At 34.4% G+C, this 500-nt stretch carries 1 protein-coding gene; it reads left to right on the top strand.

Annotated features, from left to right (window positions below):
• On the top strand, positions 1–500 hold a 500-nt coding region (locus Q0997_RS20325; protein WP_299892561.1), incomplete at both ends, for a hypothetical protein.

Raw genomic sequence — 500 nt, 5'->3', positions numbered from 1 at the left:
TACAGTTTTAATGGTAGTGGGTATACAACTACAAATACATTAACAGTAACTAATACAACAACAACGCAAACTATTACTTATTCTGTAAGTGATAGCAATGGTTGTATAGATACTGAAACGATAGATATTCCACCATATGATCCTTTAACAGGAATCACATTTGTAGACGCTAATGTGATTACTTGTAATGATACCACTACAGATGTAACAGTAACACCTACAAATGGTGTCGCTCCTTTTGCTTTTGAAATTACAGCTCCTGCCTCTGCAGTTACTAATACATCTGGTGCAACAACTGGAGTATTTACAAATTTATCTCCAGACGATTATACTTTTCAAGTGACTGACGCTAATGGATGTATAATTAGTGCTTCTCATACTATCGATCCTGCTATTAATATAGTGATTGCTGAATCGAATACTGATCAAATATGTTTTGGTTCAGATGATGGAACTGCTGTTTTTACTATGACAGATGTAAGTAGTGTTGGTAACTTTAC

It is taken from the genome of uncultured Lacinutrix sp. (assembly GCF_947500325.1).
Taxonomy (GTDB): Bacteria; Bacteroidota; Bacteroidia; order Flavobacteriales; family Flavobacteriaceae; genus Lacinutrix.
Note: the sequence above shows the minus strand (reverse complement) of the source record. Positions and strands in the feature narration are given on the sequence as shown.